Source organism: Nostoc sp. LEGE 12447 (genome assembly GCF_015206985.1).
Lineage (GTDB): Bacteria > Cyanobacteriota > Cyanobacteriia > Cyanobacteriales > Nostocaceae > Nostoc.
In genome coordinates, this window is record NZ_JADEXT010000004.1 from 141446 (window position 1) to 160766 (window position 19321).

Sequence of the window (19321 nt, forward strand, 5' to 3'; positions counted from 1 at the left end):
TTGCCGCAGACTACCGCAAAGGTCGCATACTCCTACGGAGAAGCAAGCTACGCGCAGCGTCTCGTCAGAGAAGGATACAAAGAAAGAAGAAGCCAAGAAAATTTGGCGCAGCCTCACCAAGAAATCGTATGATTCCAGAATTCTGTTTTGATAAAATATGCAATTTCAACGAGTGTAGCCCAAGAGTGTAGCGCCCCATCCAATCAAAGCGCTGCCAAAGACTAGCCATGCAGCATTGATGCGGAAGTGAATAGCTAAAATGGCTGAGACGATCGCGATCGCCAAGCCGAGAAAATCTACAAATGGGGCTTGTGGTAATGTTAAGGTGGCTGCACCAAGTTGCAGGGTAGTAACAACCATTAGCGCTACAGCACTAACATTCACAGCATCCAAAAATGCTCTACTCCAAGAAGAGGCCCGTAAGCGGGGAATTAAGGGATTCAGGGCAGCAACGAAAACAAAAGAAGGTAGAAAAATTCCGATTGTGGCAATAATTGCGCCAGGAATACCGGCAATGATATAACCAATAAATGTAGCAGTGGAAAGTACTGGCCCAGGAGTAAATTGACCAATTGCGATCGCATCTAGTAACTGCTGTTGTGTCAGCCAGCCATATTCTTGAACTAATCCTCCTTGGAGAAAAGCTACCAAAAGGTAGCCACCACCAAACAAGACACTACCTACTTTCAGAAAAAACCAACCTAACTGCCACAAAGAAACGTTGGTTGCAGTAGATGCGCTAGCTACCGATGCAGCAACAACCGTTGATGCCTTTAAAGTTGCGCCTGTGGTGAGACTAGCAATTAGAAAGTTGGCTTTATCTCCTGGTTTGTCGTTTTTATCACCAGAATGTAACCAAACCATACCCAGCAATCCCCCAACTAATAGGGCAATTACTTCATTTAATTTGAATAATAATGTTATCAACGCTACAGCCAAAGCAATCACTAACAATTGGCGAGTTTTCACAGCCTTTTTTGCCAACCCCCAGAGGGCATTAATAATGATTGCTAAAACAGCCGGTTTTATGCCATAAAGGAGCGGAGCTACTTGAGGTAAAGTGCCGTAGGCAACATAAACCCAAGCAAACCCCCCAGTAATTAGAACCGCAGGTAAGATAAAACAGACACCTGAAACAATCAGCCCCAGCCAACCTGCATAGATGTATCCTATATGGATAGCCATTTCTGTGGAATTTGGCCCAGGAATTAGGTTAGTTGCGCCCAGCAAATCTAGAAAATGCTCCCTTGTCAACCACTGACGACGCTTAACCACTTCATCTTCAATCATGGCAATATGGGCAACCGGGCCGCCAAAGCCGATAACGCCAAGTTTAAAAAACAGTTTGGCGAGTTCACTCAAACGACTTGGTGCTGAGTTAGTCATCTTTGCTAGGGAATATTTTTCATTCAGTTTTAGATTAATCTTAAAAGATTAGGGCTGATACCATTTCACGAAATGCTTGATACAAATAGATTTGTCTCTAATTCTGTCCCCTGCGGTCTATTTCTATCAACCTGAAAGTGAAACGGTATTACGCACTCACTCTACAGAAGAATTATGTTGTGTGTCAACGTATATATCTCTTCAGATGAAGGCAGGAGGAAAACTACCCGACGCTCGCGGACTCGCTCTAAGCGTAGCTATGCCGCAGGCTTTACGCTACGCTATCTGTCTCCTACCTCCCAATACTTTTCGGTTAAGGGGGAAAGGGGAAAGGGAAATTCAAACCCTTTCCCCTTTCCCGTTTAACCTTTCCCCAGACCAAAAGAGAGATTATTGGGTTTAACCGAAAAGTATTGTCCTGCCTCCTTGCAATAACTCTTAACTCAGCACTATTTAAGCCATGACCATTCCGCCATCGACATTAAAAACTTGTCCGGTGATGTAGTTGGCGGCGGAATCGGCGGCTAGGAAGCGCACCATCCCAGCGACTTCTTCGGGCTGACCGAAGCGACCGAGGGGGATGTATTTTAGGATATCTTCGGGGTTATTGAGATCGCTGGTCATATCGGTAGTGATGAAGCCAGGGGCGACGGCGTTAACGGTAATACCGCGAGTAGCCAGTTCTTTAGCAACGCTTTTGGTGAAGCCGATTACACCTGCTTTGGCGGCGCTGTAGTTGGACTGACCTGGGTTGCCCATCTGCCCAGCAACGGAGGTAATGTTAATAATTCGCCCCGATCGCTGTTTGAGCATGATTTTACTGACGGCGCGTGTACATAAGAAAACACCAGTTAGATTAAGGTCTATCACAGCTTGCCAATCTTCTGGCTTTAAACGCAAAAGCAGTGTGTCACGGGTAATCCCTGCGTTATTGACTAAGATATCCACACGGCTAAACTTTTCCATGACGGCGTTAACTAGTGCATCGACTTGATCGCTTTTAGAAACGTCTGCTTGGATAGCGATCGCCTGACCTCCCACTGCTGTAATTTCTGTAACAACTGCCTCAGCCGCAGCACTCGAACTAGCATAATTGACAACTGCGATCGCTCCTTGTGAAGCTAATTCAATTGCGATCGCTTTGCCAATTCCTCGTGATGCACCTGTGACAATTGCGACTTTACCTTGTAATAATGTCATTTAATGTTCCTCAATCTTAGAAATACCGCGCTAATTATCTTATGGTGATTTAGGGAACATCTGAATATTGTCTAGATAAAATCTCACTCTTTAGGGTGAGAATCTTGCTGTCATCCTGCAAATTAGATATTTTATAGATAAGCTATACCTTGTATTTAGCTTTGGGATAAGGCAATAGTTATAAGGGTTTTAGCCTAGTTCATTTTTCTTTACATATTATGATTTTATTGTGCTAACTTACCTTATTTAGGCAGCTAAGATAGGTTTAAATACATATCTAATCCATATACACAAACACACACGATATATGGATTTTATTATAAATATTTAAGATTTTTGCGGCTAAATCAATCTATATTGAGTAATCTAATATTTTCCCAACAAAACCCATAAACTTGTACCGATTTTATTTACTAAGAATTACTATTGAAACAAACAATTGAAAATCGGCGTGTGTCACATGGCAACTAAAAAAGAATTTAACAGCTTTGAAGAGATGCTGTCTGCTTCTGATGTACCTGTATTAGTAGATTTTTACGCTGACTGGTGTGGCCCATGCCAAATGATGGTGCCAATTTTAGAGCAAGTCAATCTCCAACTTAAGGATCGCCTACGAATTGTAAAAATTGATACAGAGAAATACACAGATTTGGCTACTGAGTACAAAATTGCCTCTCTCCCAACCTTAGTATTGTTTAAGCAAGGTAAACCTGTGGATAGGATAGAGGGAGTGATGCAAGCACCCCAGTTGGTGCAATATCTACAAACAAAGATTTAAGCTAATACTTAGAATTTGGGTTTTGCTTCTTAGAGGCGCGAAATGTCGCGTCTCTTTTAGTGAATAGTGGTTGAACTTCTAGCAGATAAAATCTTAAGTAAATATTAAGCATATTTACTTATACGTCTAGAGAAAGTAGTTTAGAAATAGAGATGGCTATATTGTATAGATATAACAAAATATCTTGACAATAAAAGCAATATATGAATAATAAGCAAGAAAGACCTGACAAAGCCTATATTTGGGTAAATATTGATTTTGATAAGGTTAAATACAGAATAAATGCAGTGACTTGCCAGATTGAGCGGGTTATACAAAAGCACCAACTTTCAAATCAACCTGGTAACTCAGGTAAAAGAAACAATTAGGTTATGTGTGTGGCGATATCGATGATGGGCTACGCACTTTATTCTTAGCGTAGCGAACCTAAGTATCTCACCAGCTTTGCATAAAAGATTTTGGGCAAAAAGACAATATTATTATTCGATAATCGTCCACCAAATTTCTACTTGTTTATTAGTGATTATCTTATCCTCGACACTCCTTTTCAGGAGTGTTACTTTTTGGAGGATATTTGCGCTATTTGGAGCTATTGTTAAAAGGTAAAAGTAGTGCGAAGTACGCCTACAGTCGTAGTCTCATTGTTGCTGTTACCTTCTGGGTTAAAGAGAACAAACGCACCAGGGGTAATGCTGATATTATCGCTAACTTGAAGGCGATAATAGGCTTCTAAATGGTAAGGAGTGGCCCGATTCTCGCCTGTGGGGGTAAGTTGAGCAGAACCACCAGTATCACTACGGAAAAGCGGCTGACCAAAAAGAATCCCAGCAGTGTTCCCTGACTTGAATAAATCTCTGAAGTGAACTCCCGCCATCCAACTTGTAAAGGTGGTGGAAGCATTCACGCTATTTGAAGCAGCATCAACAAATAGTGCTGCACCATAGCCAGATAAGGCTATTTTGGGAGACAATCGCCATGTAACCGTACCCCCAACAGAGTTGAGTTTGACGGGTGTCCCAGCCTCAACACCAGCTAAAGCACCAATATCAGCACTAATTAATCCTGTACCTAAAATATTGATTTCATGATAACTATTGGCATAGTTTAGACCAATATCTAGGTCAGAACTGGGCTTGAAGGTTAACTGTGCGGCAATAACACTACTACCACTAAATAAACCTCCTCCCAAAGGTGTAGTAGAAACTCCTGGTAGTGCCTCACTAGCAGATTTTTGGGGTAAATTGGCATTTACACTACCGTATAAAGCTCGTAAATCCAAATTCGGGGAAATACTATAAATAAAGCCCGCCGCCGATGCTAAACCAGTACCTGAAGTCCCACCAGAAATCCGTAGCACAGGATTTAAGCCGGCGAAACGAGATATTGACTCTTGTCCTTCACCATAAAAAGGCGTAATTGCTGGGAAAGCATCTGATGTTTCCGCCGCAGTTCCCGCAAACAAGGTTAATTTATTAGCGACGGGAAAGATATACAGTAATTTGTAAAGCTGAACACTGTTTGCGCCAACACTCGACAAAGTATTGACATTTATCCCCGGAAATTGCGGTTCAAAACTGGTACGAGCGCTACTAGAACTTAAAAGAGGTGAAGCTAATCCTAAACTTTGTTGCAGGCTACCTTGTCCATCGGCTCCACCCAAAAAGTTATAAGCTTGTAATCCAGTAATTAATGAATCTTTACCAGTAAAGCTAGTGGTGAGATTTAACCGCACTCTATTGACTAGGATGATGTTCGGGTCACTATCATTAGGAGCGCCACCACTAGCACCAACACCAGCAATAATTACCTCACCATTGAGTTTGGTCGTAGTAGAAAACTGATTTGCTTCTAGTTCTGCTGTGCGAGCTTCTACAGCATCTACTCGACCACGCAATGTTGACAATTCCGCCGCAAATTGTTCTTGTAGTTTCTGCAACGCGGCTAAATCTTCTTTCTTGACCAAATCACCAGTTGCAGTCGCAATCAGTTCGTTGATTCGGTCTAAACAAGCATTTAAGCCAGCAGCAAATTCATAGCGAGTCATCGCCCGATTACCGCGATAGGTTTGATTCGGATAACCTGCGATACAACCATAGCGCTCAACTAAAGATTGGAGTGCCTGAAAAGCCCAATCAGTCGGCTGTACATCAGACAATTGGGATACGGATGTTACTTGTGCAAGTTTGTCTGAGGATGGAGATGAGCTTGCAGATTGTGCTGTGATTGTCTGTCCAAACTTAACAGCAGAATCTACTCCTAAATCTTGATTATTTTGCTGTTGCTTGACTGAGGGGAAATTTTTTTGACTATCATTAGCTATCAGCAATTGACTGGAGATATTGTTTGCTAAATTGCTTTGATAAGAATCATTTTTTTGATAGCTGCCATCATCTTGATTAACAGCTACGTTTTTATCTGCAATTTCTAAACTAGGAAGGGCTTGCACAGGTGACAACCCGGCAATTAAACACAAAAACCCCATCCCACTAGCAGAAGCTAGTAGATATTTTGCCATCATAACTCCTAACACCGATAAAATAGGGAAAAATTAATTGCGATTTTAAAATTGATTGATAAGTAAATTTAAAGTAGTTTTAGCAAGAGAATCTTGTCAACTTTAAATTTTTGATATCAGGATTTTTTCTGAATTGACTTACCAGAACATCAGCTTATATCGCAAGTATTAAATTATAGTAAATACTATTTTTGGAAAGAATTAACAAAAAATTATATTGATAGTTTTTATAGTTACTATAGTAAATAATGAATGGTTTTTGAACAGCAAGCTCCGTAGGATGCCTGATTCATAAGCCTGACAAATTTTCTCTGTTCAAATCTAAAATCAGATTGCTATATTGACAAAATAATAATTAATAGGTAGGTCGGTAAAATTAAAGCTAACTGGCTAAGGCTGTCATTTGCCTTTGTTATTGGTCATTAGTAAGGGTTTTAAGCATATTTACGTCTCGTAACATACTTGGTTTTTTTAACATCAACTTACTTAAGTCTGATTTTGTGATGAAGAATATAGATATTGAGCTTGATACTGTTAGCAAATGTAATACATATTTGTATTTGAAAGTATTATGTAAGCTCAAACCTTCAATCTACCGTTGCAGCTATTAGTTGTAACACTTTCGCCAAAAGTATCAGGATTTCGGCTCAATACCTACCAAAGAATAATTTATTCAAAAAAATTAAGAGACTGCGATCGCAGATCGATTGGAGTACAGGTAAGATCGGGAGGCAAACGGTGCAAATAAGTTCTCTTACGGTTGTTAACCAGTTTCATCCAAGAGAAGCTTTATAGCGATCGCATACAGAAAATTTTTAAACTAGGAGCGGAATTTACCATATTTTTGCAAAAGAAGCAACACCTTACAGTAAGTAGTATTTTTAACAAAACATTTGTAACTACCCTTGCAGTTTATTTACCCACCGCCTGCTATTCTTATAGTTACTTCGGTCTGTCATAGCAGATAGATTATCCTCAATAATGTTTTAATTTATTAGCGCTCATATACCATCCTGGTACTGTGGGTGCTTTTACTTTATGCTTGATAGCAGCAAAAAACCTAGTCCCCTTCCCGCGTCGGGAAGGGGAAAATTTAATAGAGAGGTTTTCCAAATACCCTAAGCTGACAGTGAAGCTTTAACTTGACCAAAACGGCGATCGCGACTTTGGTAGTTCAACAAAGCCTGATGAAATGCTTCTCGATTAAAATCTGGCCAAAGAATATCGGTGAAATACATCTCTGTATACGCCATTTGCCACAAAAGAAAATTACTCAATCGCATTTCACCGCTAGTACGAATCAGCAAATCGGGTTCTGGAGTGTTTGCCGTATAGAGGTGTTGTTCTACAAGACTTTCATTCACTTGTTCAGCACTGAGTTGGCCTTGTTCCACGAGTTGAGCTACTTGACGGCAAACTCTGGTAATTTCGTTGCGGCTACCGTAGTTGACTGCAACAGTAAAGTGGATTGCTTGATTGTTCAAAGTCTCTGCCATTGAACGCTCCATTTCCGTTTGTAGAGACTTGGGTAAAGCCGATAAATCTCCAATAAAGGAGATTCGTACACCTTCTTGATGCATCTGAGCCAACTCGCGATGTAATAATCGCTCAAACAACAGCATCAGAAAATCTACTTCTTCAATAGGACGCTGCCAATTTTCTGTTGAGAAAGCGTAGGCTGTCAACGCTTTGATTCCCCAATCCTTGCAGCAACGCAATAGTTCTTTAAGCGTACTTGCTCCTTGGCGATGTCCAGCAATGCGCGGTAATCCTCGACTGCTTGCCCATCTTCCGTTACCATCCATAATGACGGCGATATGTTGGGGTATTTTTTGGGGATTTAAATCGCTGGGTAATTTTGATTTGTTATTTGTCATTTGTCCTTTGTTTTTACTAATAGGTAGTTTCAAATAAATCTTGCAAATACTCTGGTGTGAGGCTATTGTTCCAACTCCAGAGACGACGCATTGTATAGGTGAAGGTGAAGAGGAGAGTTGCTTTGTTAGTCAATGACCAAGCATTCCAGTTGAGGGTAGCCATCATGCGGCGGAGGGTACGCATGAGGTTGTTGCGCTGATAATTTTGCGATCGCGTTTTGATGAGTGTGCGTCCAATTCGCATCAAGCCAGTATCAGGGAAAGTCCAGACTCCAAACCCCCAGAATTTGGTCGTATGGTTGATTTCATCCTGTGCTAGTTCCTCTAAAACATCCTGGAGTGCGCCAGTGGTGTGAGCCATCAACCAAATATAAAGACAGGTTGCACCGTATTCTGTGGCAATGCGGTGTAAGCCGTGGCGATATAAGTCTTCGTGAGCGTCATCTGTGGGAAGATAGCTTCTAACAGTACGAAATTTTGGGGTAATTTTCTCGCCTGTCAATTGGGTGTAGATTTTGATTAATGCTGGTGTGTGCTGACGTTCTTCCTTTTCCCACAAACCAAGTTCCAGCAGTTCGCCATCTTTACCGACAGTTCCACCAACAAACCGAGCCATTTGAGGATGCAATTTTTCTAAATATTGCCGACTTGTTTGGGTATAGCCGCGAATTGGTGCTTCTGTATCCATTGCACCTATCAATATAGATAAAAATACCTCTGCATCTAAGCCGATAATTTGATTGCGGTTAATTGTTTGCCAGTCAACGGGTTTCCAGGGACGCGGTTGGGGATTGGCAAACTGTAACGGTAAATCTTGCAGACGTTCATGTAGTTTTTCGACTGCAATATATCTGTCTATGAGTGAACGAATGCGGTGCTGTATTTGCAAGTAATGAGGACTGGGATAGCTTTGACCTGCTAAGTCTTCTGTGATTGGGCTGAGGGTGTTAAGCATATTTTTATACTTAAATTTTTATCTCTATGCCCAATAGCCTAAGCGATCGCACTTCGTTTTGTCAGTCGGCTGAAGTCGGCAGTTTTATGTGATGGGGTTGCAAAAGTCGGGGAAAAAGTTGGTTATAGAAAATATCGCTGTCTGAGCCTAGCCAGGGCGATCGCTCTCTCCCCTGACTAGACACTGAAATAGGAGGTAGCGTTACCAGGGCCCCCAGATAGCAAAGGTTATTCCTGGACTTTGTACGTTGACAAACATCGTCTGACCATCGGGGGAGAAGCAGACTCCGGCGAACTCTGATGTGTTGAGGGCATTTTTAGCAAACTTATAAAGACTGCCACTGGGAGTAATGCCCAGAATGTAATCCGTTCCATCCCCATCTTCACAGAGGAAGATGTCCCGGTTGGGGAAAACTATAATATTGTCTGGATTATCTAGTACACCAGAATTGTTTGGTTCAATATATAGCTCAACGGTATTATTAGCGGGCGAATAACGCCAAATCTGACCATTTCCAGAACTACTACCACTCTTGCAAGTGAAGTAGACATAACCACCGCCATAAAAGATGCCTTCCCCACCTGAAAATCTGGCGGCACCGCTGTTATACCCTGCTGTTCTGACAGTATCAGATGTGGGATCAGGATTGCTAATCTGTACCCAGTTCACCGCCCTAGGTGTATTTTTTGGGAAACCCGTAGCTGTGTTAATTCCAGATGACCCTGTAATCCTTAAAGCGTATAGCGTGCCGCCAGCACTCAGGTTGTTGGTTTGGTTGGGAATGAAGCGGTAGAACAGCCCATCACTCCGGTCTTCTGTCATGTAGATATACCCTGTGTTGGGGTCTACAGCAGCAGCCTCGTGATTAAAACGCCCCATAGCGGTTAGTGGGACGGGAGTGACAAAAGTATTTGCACTACTGGGAACTTCAAACACATAACCATGCTTCTTACCGTTATTGCTTTCAAAAGTTTCCTCGCAGGTTAACCATGACCCTGAAGGCGTAGGGCCACCAGCACAGTTGCGAATAGTTCCCGCCAGGACACCCCGATGTTCTAGCAGGTTGCGGGAAGAATTAACAACCAATTTAGTACAACCGCCCCTTGCATTTGAGTTGTACTTGCTGCCACTGGGAGCGCCCACACCGTTGCCAGAAGTACCGAGTTCATGATTGCGAATTAGAATCGTATTGCCATTAGACCCGGCAAAAGCACCCATACCATCGTGACCACCCGGTACTAGGTAACTATCATTCATCGTTTGGCCTGTTTCGGACAGTCTGCGGTAAGTGAATCCAGCTGGCAAATCTAATACTCCATTGGGGTCGGACACTAAATTGCCGTAGGGACCCGCAGCGATCGCGGGTTTAGCATAGAATGCTTGCAAAGGAGATAGAAGGACGGCACCTGTAGCAGATGCCCCTGCCAAAGTAAAAAACTGACGTCTCGATAGATTCAATGTATACTCCCTGATATTTTGAATGAGGCTTAATTTGTTGTAAATAGCTAGCCTCAATTATCTAGGAAGAGTAAGTTTTTCAAATTAATAAGAGGTTAAAAAAAGATTATTTAAGGCATTTAAGTAATACAAATTTCTAAACTTATCTCCTTAATATTTTTTCTTCGGCAAGTGATTATTCGTATGTAATAAGTGAAGTTCCGGTTCTATCGTTACAATTATGTAAAATTAATACAAAAATGACAAAACTACAAATTGGCTCTTCATCAGAAACAATAATAGACGCTCAGAAATACTGGAACGCCACTGGTATTTTTCTAGAAATAGGAGCAAGTTATAAGTTTGAAGTACAAGGAGAACAGTTTTGGTATGATGCCAAGATTAGAAGTGATGCAGATGGGTATACAAAACCGTGGCTACGTTGGGCTGAGATGTTCCGCAGAAAACCAAACGAAAACTGGTTTTCCCTAATTGGGAATATTGGCCAGTCTGGTGAACAAGAGTTCTTAATTGGGAAGAAATTGGAGAAATATAAAGCTTCTTCAAGTGGGGAGTTGTTTTGTTATGCCAATGATGTTCCAATAATGTATTTTAACAATCGTGGAACATTAATTTTGACTATTACAAGATTGAGTTAATTGACAACGTATTAAAGAACTGGTGATGCTGAATTAATTTCTTGGGTCGGTAAACTAGCTTTTGCAAGAGACTCCATTAGAGGTTGTTTGAAAAGTATTTGGCTGTGATTTTAGACACTTGTTGATCCCCCCTAACCACCCTTAAAAAGGGGGGAACCGGATCAAAGTCCCCCTTAAAAAGGGGGATTTAGGGGGATCTAAAAGGATTTGATACATCACTAATAACTTTTCAAACATCCTCTTAGTTGCACTCACAAGAAGCAATGAAAATTGCGGCTGAATTTTGAATAAAGTTTGCAAAAGTCGGGAAAAAAGTCGGGTTTACAGAATCTTATCCGAAAACTCCCGCAACATAACTGTAGAGTAATTTATAGTTGTCCCTAAAATCTGAACTATCCTTGTCGTTACACAATGGACGCTGAAGCAGCATTAGCATGGTTAGATGCCACAATTCCCCCTCAGACTGGGGAACGGTTGAGCGATTTGCAAAAAGTGATTCTTGTGCAAGTTTGGTTGGGTAGAAAATACTTAGATATCGCTCATTCTTACGGTTGTACCGAAGGACACGCCAAGGATGCTGGTTCTCAGTTATGGAAGCTGCTTTCTAAAGTATTGCGAGAAAAGATAACCAAAAGTAATTGTCGCGCTACTTTAGAACGGGTTCTGAGAAAAACGACTGCAATATCATCAAGTCTGATTGATTACTCGCGATCGCCACATCCCACCCCAAAATTAGAGGATACCAATTTTATTGGACGAGCAGCAGCGATCGCTCACCTGAATACTTTGGTAAATCAAGGATCAAAGGTCATTGTCATCCAAGGTGAGGGAGGCTTAGGCAAAACTACTCTAGCGCAGCAATATCTTCATCAAGAATTTGACTTGGTTTTGGAACTGCTGATGGCGAAGGAAACGCAAAATATCACCCCCGCCGAACGAGTAGTAGAGGAATGGCTCAAACAAGATTTTGATCAAGAACCTGGGGTAGAATTTGGGGTTACATTGGGACGACTCAAGCGCGAACTCCACAATCGGCGGATTGGGGTGTTAATTGACAATCTGGAACCTGCATTAGATCAACAAGGTAGGTTGATTGCTTCTCACCGCAACTATGTAGAACTATTGCGGGTGTTGGCTGATGCCAGGGTGCAATCTGTTACCTTGATTACCAGCCGTGATCGCCTTTGTGAACCTGGGTTGAATGTGAATCACTATCGGCTTCCTGGTTTGGATCAAAGCGCATGGCTACAGTTTTTTAGCAACCGGGGATTAGCCATCGACTCACCAACCTTGCAAATCATGCATCGCACTTATGGCGGTAATGCTAAAGCAATGGGAATTCTCTGCGGTTCGATTCAGGAGGATTTTGGCGGTGACATGGTTCTTTATTGGCAAGAAAATCATGCTGATCCTTTAGCAGCAACCGACTTAAAAAATTTAGCGGTTAGTCAAATCAATCGTTTGCAAGTCCTCGACCCCCAAGCATATCGCTTACTTTGTCGTTTGGGATGTTATCGTTACCAAGATATACCTACTATCCCATCACAAGGGTTATTTTGTTTACTTTGGGATGTTCCACCCGATCAACATCGCCAAATCATCGTCTCCTTGAGAAATCGGTCTTTGGTAGAGTGCGAAAAAGGCGAATATTGGTTGCATCCGGTGATTCGGAAAGAAGCGATCGCACGTTTACGCCCTAGCGATGAATGGGAAATTGCCAATCACAAAGCCGCAGAATTTTGGACAGCTAGTATTAAACAAATTGAAACCTTTAAAGATGCTTTGCAAGCTCTGGAAGCATATTATCATTATATAGAAATTAATGAGTTTGAGTTAGCAGGTAAGGTAATTTTAAAAAGCAGAAATAATCAATGGCAGCAATTTTTGCCTCTTGGTAGTACGTTGTATCGGATGGGTTTAATTCAACCGATACTGGCGGCAATCAATCAAGTTGTTAACAATTTGGAAAATAACCAAAACCTCAGTGAACTCTATAATATACTGGGCGACTTATATTGGATAACAGGTAAGATTAGTCAAGCGATAGCTTGTCAAGAAAAGACTATTACTCTGGCAACCCAAGCACTCAAATCACTTATACCTCAGCCAGAAAATAAACATCCAGTTTACTATCTGAGGATGCTAGAGGTAGATTCTTTATTAAGTATTGGTCTTTACAAAATAGATTTGTGGGAACTAGAGGGAGCCGCAAATTTATTTCAACAAGTAATTTACTTAGCCCAAAATACTGAGCATCATCGCTGGGCAGAGAAAGCATCAGTTTGTTTAGCTTTGGTGTATTCTTATTTAGGTTTGCGTGATGCCTCCTTTGCATTAGCAGATGTAGCTTATCAGAATATTACGAACGAAAAGCTGGTAGAACAGACTGGGAGATTTGTCTATTTCATGCAAATTTTGGGTCAAACATACGTCAATTTAGGAGAGTTTTATCAAGCAAATCAAATATTACAGCAAGCTTTAAATTTTGCTGAAGAAAGCCACTATATGCAGGTGAAAGCAAAGACACTCAATGGTTTAGCAGAAATTAATCGACAAAAAGCAGATTTTGAATTAGCCCTGGCTCATCATAGAGAAGCAATCGAACTGTTGGATAAAATAGGTGCTAAGTGCGATCTAGCTGAAGCTTATTATCAATTAGGTTTAACTTATCAAAAGATGGCAAAGCCTGATGAAAGTAAATTTAATTTTAATCAAGGAATTCAACTATTTACTGAAATAAAAGCTCCGAAGCAAGTTGAAAAAATTTCAACTTCACAATCTAGTTTATTTATCTGCGTTAGCAGGCATTGTAACAGTGATAAGATATCAAATATGGGTTGCGTGTAGCTTCTAAATAGTCGTTGTGGAAGACAATAACTAACTATTCAATTAAAAAGAAGACTAATATAAGAATCCGCTTTTTTTTGTTGGCGTAGGGTGGGAAGGCAAGAGGCAATAGGAAAGAAGGCTTTTGAGTTGTACAGGGTTTTTTCAAAAATCAAATATGAGTCCTATAGGAAATTAATAATCAGGCTCATAAAGATTTCCTAGCTGCAAGCCCAAACAAAGACAAACTCATGCTTGTGTGACTTGCACTGAAGAATGTGTCCAGTACGCCCACCCCACAAGAGTTATATTTAATTCGATTATGCAAATTAGATGTTTTTTAGCTTATTAAGAGCGATCACGCTTTGGTTGGGTAAGGTATTAGCTTTATCCAACCTATATTATTGGTAAACTTTCTCATATCCTGATAGCAATTTTAAAATCTCAAAAGAAAAAATAGTAGATTAGTTAAATTAACTAATCTACTACGGGTAGAGTTAGGAGACAATTTTGATATCTATAGCAATCTTAAATTAGTTGTAAAAAATATTTTTTAAACTTAGATGCAAAGTGGTGAGACAGTCAGGTTGTTATTTTAATAGAATTTTATGCTAATTTGATTAACTTTTAAAAAAGGTAGCAGATGGGGAGAAATTACCCGTCTGCTACAAGTAAACGGAGGTATAAACTTGATTATTTAATTGGCATGAACCAATTCTTGAGGCGCGGCGGCATCATAAGCTACAGCTTTAACAAATTCTTTGAGGACATCTTTGAGCCTTTGGTCAATTTCTTCATCTAAGACGACACTGTTATCAGCTTGTCGTTGAATTTGTTTGTCTACTGCATAAACAGTAGCTAAGATATGCCGCGCTCCTAATTCAGATAATACAGGTTTCAGAGCATATTCAATTGCCAATAAATGAGCGATCGTTCCACCAAGGGCAATTGGTAATACGGGTTTACCTGTCAATGATTTTTGTGGGAGCAAATCTAGAAATGTTTTTAGCACTCCTGTGTAAGCAGCTTTGTAGATTGGGGTGGCTATAATCACACCATCTGCTTTTGCTAATAAAGCTTTTGGCTGTTCTAAAGCAGGGCTGTCGTATCGTCCAAAAACTAAATCTTCAGCAGGTAAATCCCGAACTGAAATAATGTCTACATCCAAGCCTTCTTGTTGTAAAAGCTTGGCGCTGTATTCGACCAAACCATAAGTTCTAGATGGATGGGTTGGACTACCTGCGATCGCTAAAATATTTGTCATTCAATTAAACTCCTATGTATTAAATGGGAATGGGGAATTGGGAATTGGGAATGGGGAATAACCAATAACCTAAACTTTACTAGGATATGGATGTGGCTTTCTCTTTATGCTGCTTAGGGAAATCTTCATTTGCCACAATCTCGCCAAATGGACTCAAGACATGTTGCTTTTCTACTGCTGGCAGATTTTCTAAGGGCAAATGGGGAAATAGAAGTTCTGCGACTCGATAAGCTTCTTCTAGGTGGGGATAACCAGAGAGGATAAAGGACTCAATACCTAAATCTGCATATTCCAACATTCTGGCCGCTACAGTTTGGGGATCGCCTACTAAGGCTGTTCCCGCACCACCCCGCACCAAACCAACTCCTGCCCAGAGGTTCGGGCTAATCTCTAAAGCCTCACGATTACCGTGGTGTAATTGAGTCATCCGTTGTTGTCCAACTGAATCCATCCGGGCATAAGCTTTTTGGGCTTTAGCGATCGCTTCGTCATCAACATATTTAATTAAATCATTGGCTGCATCCCAGGCTGCACTCTCGGTTTCGCGCACAATCACATGTAAACGAATCCCAAACCGCAAAGTCCGGCCTTCTGCTTCTGCAAGTCTGCGAACTAATGCAATCTTCTCGGCTACTTGCGCCGGTGGTTCGCCCCAAGTTAGATAGACATCTACGTGCTTGGCAGCAATTTTTTGAGCAACAGGAGAGGAACCGCCAAACCACAAAGGTGGATATGGCTTTTGAACAGGTGGAAACAGCAGTTTCCCATCTTGAATATTGAGATAATCGCCCTGAAGATTGGCTTGTTCTCCACTAGCGATCGCTCGCCATACTGTCAAAAATTCATCTGTTAATTCATAGCGCTGATCGTGATCCAAATGCAAGCCATCTCCCGCCAACTCTACGGGATCGCCTCCTGTCACAACATTAATCAGCAAGCGTCCTCCAGAGAGACGATCAAAAGTCGCCGCCATCCGCGCCGCTACTCCAGGCGATACCAAGCCGGGACGAATCGCCACCAAAAAACGCATCTGTCGTGTCAGCGATACCAGCGTTGACGCTACAATCCAAGCATCTTCGCAAGAACGTCCCGTGGGCAGTAATGCCCCTGTATAACCAAGGTCATCCACCGCTTGGGCAATCTGCCGCAGATAGGGAAAGCTTACTGCCCTTCCACCTGTAGCAGTTGCAAGGTAACGTCCGTCGCCGTGGGTTGGGATGAACCATAGTAGCTGCATGAATCCTGTCCTTTTAAACTACGGTAAAACGATAGAACTACCGTGTTTTCTTTATAGATGTAGAGTATCACATATTCTACAAAAGCCCGCAAGAAGTTTTTTTAGAAACTCCGGTATTCCTATCAAACCAATGTATATTAAGCTGTCTTTAATTAAGATAGCGATCGCAAAGATTGGAAATCGGGAATTGAGTATGGTTATTTACCTTGCCCCCTTTTCCCTCTCATTCCCTGATCTCCCCTTGCTCCTTAGCCCTTTTCCTGTCGTCTCTAAACAGAAATAAATTGGAGTTCAGATGTAGTGAGGTCGCGCCATTGACCCAATTGTAAGTCATCTAATCGTAGGTGGGCTATGCTGACCCTAACCAGTCGCAAAGTCGGAAACCCAACAGCCGCAGTCATGCGCCGGACTTGACGGTTTTTTCCCTCTGTCAAAGTCATTTCCAGCCAAGCTGTCGGTACATTTTTACGAAATCTAATTGGCGGGGTGCGTTCAGGTAGCTCTGGCTCTTTTGATAAGAGCCTAACTTGTGCTGGTTGAGTGCGGTAATCTTGAATTTTTACGCCTGTTTGCAACCTTTTGATCGCATCTTCATCTGGAATTCGCTCTACCTGTACCCAGTAAGTACGTTTATGACCAAAACGCGGATGGGCAAGGCGATGTTGCAATTGTCCATCATTTGTTAACAGCAGTAATCCTTCACTATCCCAGTCTAAGCGTCCTACAGGATAGACATCAGGTACATCTATATAATCTTTCAGGGTGCTATGTGTGGGAGCATCTTTTGTAAATTGGCTGAGAACGCCATAGGGTTTGTAAAAAATAATATATCGGTAATGATTTGTCATTTGTCATTTGTCATTGGTCATTGGTCATTGGTCATTGGATATTGTTATTCTTTTCTTGCTCCTTTGCCCCCTAGTTCTATTTTCTAACGATATCTAAACATTTTTGAGGGGAAATAAGCGTTCAAATACTTCCCCTGTAGGGGCAAATTCATAAATTGCCCCGACGACGTGCGTTTATTTATCAAGGAAGGCAGGAGGCAGGAGGAAAACTGCCCGACGCTCGCGGACTCGCTCTAAGCGTAGCTATGCCGCAGGCTTTACGCTACGCTATCTGTCTCCTGCCCGTGACCGAACGCGAGTGCGTCTCGTTGGCGTAGCCTCTCGTAGAGAAGAGAAGGGAACAAGGGTTTAAAACCCCGCCGTCTACACGGCGCTTACAATTTGGTTGGGGTTTGAATCCCTTTTCCATTTTGCGCCTCCTGCCTCCTGCCTCTTTCAACATCAATTAATGATTAATAAACACTTGAAATGACGTATTTACGTTGATTTACAACATACCTCTGTATAGTATGTAAATCCTAAAGCCGTATTTTGTAAACGACAAAATACGATATCGTCAGAAATTGTGGGTTGAAATTTGCTTAAGATACACAACCAATGCCCTATGACTAATTACTTTCGCTCTAATGTTGATGCAATGGCTAGCTATGTTCCCGGTGAGCAGCCCCAACGCGGTACACAGATAATTAAACTCAACAGCAACGAGAACCCCTATCCTCCTTCCCCTGCGGCACTAGCTGTACTGCAAAATATTGAGGAAGAGTGGTTGCGGCGATATCCAGAACCTTTCGGCGGGGAATTTCGAGAAGCCGCAAGTAAAGTTTTAGGAGTTCCTAGCGATTGGATTATTGTAGGCAATGGTAGTGACGAATTGTTGAGCGTAGTAATTCGAGCCTGTGCAGAACCTGGAAAGAAGGTAGTTTATCCTATGCCAACTTATGTGCTATATCGTACATTGGCAGAAATGCAGGCTGCGGAAATTATTGAAATTTCCTACAGTGAGGACTACAGTTTACCTTTGGAAGAACTGGTTGCTGCCAATGGTTCTGTCACATTCATTGCATCGCCGAATAGTCCATCGGGGCATCTGGTAGCAACTAACGAGCTGCGCCAATTAGCCAGCCAGTTATCTGGAGTTTTGGTGATTGATGAAGCATACATAGATTTTACTGAAGAGAATGCGTTGGCTTTGGTAAAGGAATACGAAAATGTCATCATAATTCGTACCCTTTCTAAGGGCTACTCGTTGGCTGGACTGCGATTAGGATTTGGAGTGGCGAATCCTAAACTGTTGCAGGGATTGTTTAAAGTGAAGGATAGCTATAATATCGATGCGATCGCTTGTGCAATTGGCAAGGCTGCTATTACCGATCAAGCTTATAAAAATGCTTGTGTGGCAAAGATTAAAGCATCGCGGAATCAGCTATCAACAGACTTGAAACAATTAGGTTTTCATATCTGGGATTCCCAAACTAACTTTTTGCTAGTACAGCCTCCACAAAAAAACGCAGAATATCTCTATCAAAAACTGAAAGAACAGGGAATTTTAATCCGTTACTTCAAGCAGCCTGGGCTAGATGATAAATTACGCATTACTGTTGGCACAGATGAACAAAATCAAGTTCTAGTAGAAGCGTTGATTTATTTGTTCGGGACTGGGGATTAGGACAGGGGGAACGCATCTAAATCATTGATATTCTGACTTCCTGTAGACCCGCCTGTAGTTCCTTGAGGGTAACTGGCTTGACTGATGAGGTATCTGACTTGAGCGGCCATAGAGATGTTATTAACTGCTGAAAGCGATTTGAGCTTTTGATAGAGACCATAGGACAGAGTAACTGGTAACTTAGGGGACTTCATTATTAGATATCACTTGGATGTCTATTTATCCTTAATAAGTCAAGCTACCCTTTTTTTGAATATCACTTTGAATATCAAAAATGTGTTTTGTGTTGTTTCTGGAAGTCCTAAAAGGCTGAAAGCCTTAAGGCGGCACCCGGATTTGAACCGGGGGTGGAGGTTTTGCAGACCTCTGCCTTACCACTTGGCTATGCCGCCACATCGACAATATAATGACTTTTTGCCCACTAGTTTGATATCTTAAGGAGGCAATAGGGTCAGCTTAACAATAGTAGCACAAGATTGTGAGGTAGAGATAGTGGGTTAACTGGATGTTTCTGGTAGTCTTGTGTCACCATCCAGGTTTTCGTTATATCTGGATTAGCGATCGCTAATCCAAATTTCTGTGATAATTTAGCATTTAACCTGTGCTTCCTTGCTAGGAGCGTCTTTCAGACCACCTATTCGACACTACTTTTAAGAATATCAATCAAGAAATT

At 41.6% G+C, this 19321-nt stretch carries 14 protein-coding genes and 1 tRNA gene; 5 read left to right on the top strand and 10 right to left on the bottom strand.

What is annotated here, in order from left to right:
* Positions 1-165 precede the first annotated feature (165 nt).
* Positions 166-1386: a chromate efflux transporter gene (gene chrA / locus IQ274_RS07310; protein ID WP_194141842.1), complete on the bottom strand. Its 1221-nt coding sequence runs from the start codon at positions 1384-1386 to the stop codon at positions 166-168.
* A 453-nt stretch (positions 1387-1839) separates the two neighbouring features.
* Positions 1840-2586, bottom strand: a complete 747-nt coding sequence (gene fabG, locus IQ274_RS07315; RefSeq protein WP_194141843.1) for a 3-oxoacyl-[acyl-carrier-protein] reductase — start codon at positions 2584-2586, stop codon at positions 1840-1842.
* Positions 2587-3046: 460 nt separating this feature from the next.
* On the opposite strand from fabG, the gene trxA reads away from it, so the two are divergent.
* Positions 3047-3364: a thioredoxin gene (trxA, locus tag IQ274_RS07320; protein WP_163928611.1), complete on the top strand. Its 318-nt coding sequence runs from the start codon at positions 3047-3049 to the stop codon at positions 3362-3364.
* A gap of 203 nt (positions 3365-3567) precedes the next feature.
* On the top strand, positions 3568-3732 hold the full coding sequence (locus tag IQ274_RS07325) for a hypothetical protein (RefSeq protein WP_163928612.1): 165 nt from the start codon (positions 3568-3570) through the stop codon (positions 3730-3732).
* Between the two features lie 227 nt (positions 3733-3959).
* Here the strand turns inward: IQ274_RS07325 and IQ274_RS07330 are convergent, their stop codons facing one another.
* The 4 genes from IQ274_RS07330 to IQ274_RS07345 all read right to left on the bottom strand — a co-directional run bounded on the left by IQ274_RS07330 (position 3960) and on the right by IQ274_RS07345 (position 10169).
* The gene (locus tag IQ274_RS07330; protein WP_194141961.1) at positions 3960-5879 is read right to left on the bottom strand and encodes an iron uptake porin; all 1920 of its coding nucleotides are present in this window, start codon (positions 5877-5879) and stop codon (positions 3960-3962) included.
* A 1118-nt stretch (positions 5880-6997) separates the two neighbouring features.
* Positions 6998-7756, bottom strand: a complete 759-nt coding sequence (locus IQ274_RS07335) for an isoprenyl transferase (protein ID WP_163928613.1) — start codon at positions 7754-7756, stop codon at positions 6998-7000.
* A 16-nt stretch (positions 7757-7772) separates the two neighbouring features.
* A complete protein-coding gene (locus IQ274_RS07340) occupies positions 7773-8711 on the bottom strand; it encodes a ferritin-like domain-containing protein (RefSeq protein ID WP_194141844.1) in 939 nt (312 codons plus the stop codon).
* 201 nt (positions 8712-8912) lie between these two features.
* Positions 8913-10169 carry an alkaline phosphatase PhoX gene (locus IQ274_RS07345; RefSeq protein ID WP_163928615.1) on the bottom strand — a complete coding sequence of 419 codons (1257 nt, stop codon included), beginning with the start codon at positions 10167-10169 and terminating at the stop codon, positions 8913-8915.
* 239 nt (positions 10170-10408) lie between these two features.
* Between IQ274_RS07345 and IQ274_RS07350 the strand changes: the two genes are divergently transcribed.
* On the top strand, positions 10409-10807 hold the full coding sequence (locus IQ274_RS07350) for a hypothetical protein (RefSeq protein ID WP_194141845.1): 399 nt from the start codon (positions 10409-10411) through the stop codon (positions 10805-10807).
* 411 nt (positions 10808-11218) lie between these two features.
* Positions 11219-13654 (top strand): tetratricopeptide repeat protein, encoded by a 2436-nt coding sequence (locus IQ274_RS07355; RefSeq protein ID WP_194141846.1) that lies wholly within the window; start codon positions 11219-11221, stop codon positions 13652-13654.
* A 676-nt stretch (positions 13655-14330) separates the two neighbouring features.
* On the opposite strand, the gene ssuE is transcribed toward IQ274_RS07355, so the two are convergent.
* The 3 genes from ssuE to IQ274_RS07370 all read right to left on the bottom strand — a co-directional run bounded on the left by ssuE (position 14331) and on the right by IQ274_RS07370 (position 16982).
* Positions 14331-14897, bottom strand: coding sequence for an NADPH-dependent FMN reductase (gene ssuE / locus IQ274_RS07360; RefSeq protein WP_163928618.1), 567 nt, complete (start codon positions 14895-14897; stop codon positions 14331-14333).
* A 79-nt stretch (positions 14898-14976) separates the two neighbouring features.
* On the bottom strand, positions 14977-16134 hold the full coding sequence (ssuD, locus tag IQ274_RS07365; RefSeq protein WP_194141847.1) for an FMNH2-dependent alkanesulfonate monooxygenase: 1158 nt from the start codon (positions 16132-16134) through the stop codon (positions 14977-14979).
* A 269-nt stretch (positions 16135-16403) separates the two neighbouring features.
* On the bottom strand, positions 16404-16982 hold the full coding sequence (locus tag IQ274_RS07370) for an rRNA large subunit pseudouridine synthase E (protein ID WP_163928620.1): 579 nt from the start codon (positions 16980-16982) through the stop codon (positions 16404-16406).
* A 604-nt stretch (positions 16983-17586) separates the two neighbouring features.
* On the opposite strand from IQ274_RS07370, the gene hisC reads away from it, so the two are divergent.
* A complete protein-coding gene (hisC, locus tag IQ274_RS07375) occupies positions 17587-18648 on the top strand; it encodes a histidinol-phosphate transaminase (RefSeq protein WP_194141848.1) in 1062 nt (353 codons plus the stop codon).
* 321 nt (positions 18649-18969) lie between these two features.
* Here hisC and IQ274_RS07380 read toward each other — a convergent pair.
* A tRNA-Cys gene (locus IQ274_RS07380) sits at positions 18970-19040 on the bottom strand.
* Between the last annotated feature and the right edge of the window lie 281 nt (positions 19041-19321).